The organism is Vibrio sp. 10N.222.48.A3, assembly GCF_041475345.1.
Lineage (GTDB): Bacteria > Pseudomonadota > Gammaproteobacteria > Enterobacterales > Vibrionaceae > Vibrio > Vibrio tasmaniensis_A.
Genome location: NZ_JBFRVX010001248.1, coordinates 1 through 1633 on the forward strand (window position 1 = coordinate 1; position 1633 = coordinate 1633).

At 45.7% G+C, this 1633-nt stretch carries 1 protein-coding gene; it reads right to left on the bottom strand.

Annotated elements, in window-relative coordinates:
- Positions 1-1633: MlaD family protein (locus AB4653_RS25380; protein ID WP_372105607.1), on the bottom strand; the 1633-nt coding region annotated here is incomplete at both ends.

Consider the following 1633-nt stretch of genomic DNA (forward strand, 5'->3'; position numbering starts at 1 on the left):
GGTCTACGTTGATGTGCTTAGAGAGCAGTGCAGAGACGTTTTTGATGCCATTAAGGCCGATTTCAGGTTCTGCTAACCAGAAGTGACTCTTCGCAACGGCAATCTTGTCTACGTACTCAGGTAAAATACGCGCAGTAATTTCAATACCGCCTTTATTGAAGTTAGGAATCACCAAGGTAACCTCACCGACGGTGACGCCTTGATATTTGATCGCCATGCCTTTGCTGACTTCTTGATCGCCAGAAGAGGTAATCGTAATCGCACGACCAAATTTTCGCGCGGATTTCGAATCTTTATAAAGTTTCCACACATCACCGAGTTTGTTGTCTATTCCCGGAAGAGAGTCAAAAGCAATACCGCCTTGAATAAGCGTTTTAACGGGGGCTGCTTTAATACTGATACCCGATAGCGACGCATCAATCTCAACGCCTGAGCGGTTCCAGAAAACAGTATGTTCATTGAGTAAGTGTGTGTAACGATTTTCGATCGTGACTTTGATTCTCACGCCACCATCGACAAGCTGAAAATCAGAAATGCTACCCACTTGTAGGTTGCGGTAGAGTAGTGGGCTTCCTTTAGAAATTGAAGGTAGCTCGCTCGCAAACAACGAAAGCGTCTTTGAGCCAGACTGATTAAACTTGGCGATTTCTGCTAACGATTTGCTTTGGAAAAGCTGATAGTCAGTTCGTGCTTTCGACTGACCTTCGCTAACAAAGCTTATTGAGCCAGTAAGAAGTTGTTTTGCTGGTGGGACCGTAACACTCAAGCCTGATTCGGTTAGCTCTGCAGTCGCACTGCCTGTCACAAAGAAACGGTTATGGCTTTTGATTAGGTGAGCATATTCGTTATCGACAAGCGCATCCATAAACACTTCGTGCTTATCAGAGCCAGTTCCCACACCATCGACTAAACCCACTTGGATGATAGAGCCAACAGCAATGCCTTTGTAGAGTAACTGTGTACCGACATCCAACCCGAATGAATTGTTTGACGTTAAGCGAATCGCAACGGATTTTTCTTGTTCCTGACTGAACTCATTTTTGCGAATCGCAGTAAATCGACGCGCTTTTTCACCCTCACCTGGAACCAAGGTTAGAAAATTCCCCGTGACTAAGTTGGCAATATTTTTCATTCCAGTAAGTGATAGTTCAGCTTCCTCTAAAACGAATTGACTGCCGCTATTTAAAAAGTCACTGAATGCCGGTTGGATTGCAGCCGATGCAACGACGTTTTCACGCCCTTCGCTTAAAGATAGGTCAGTGATTTGACCGATTTCGATGCCTCGATACATGATCGGAGCGCCCGTTGCACTGATCTTGTTGTCGTCGGGTACGGCTATCTTGATCGAGATACCACGACCGGCTGTTTTCAAATCTGGGTAAAGTTTGAATTTGGTGTTCATCTCTACGGGTTGACCCTCTCCCGGAGAGTCGACCGCAATTGAACCGCCAAGCAGAGCACTGAGGCTTTCTAAGCGTACGTCGACACCAGAAAATCCAATACTGGCACCTAAGCCACTGACATTCCAAAAACGGCTTTGGTCGGTAATGATATGGCTGTATTCATCTTTAATCGCCGCTTGAATCGTCACGGATTTTGCGTTGTCGTTTAGCTGGTAGTTGTAAACTTCACC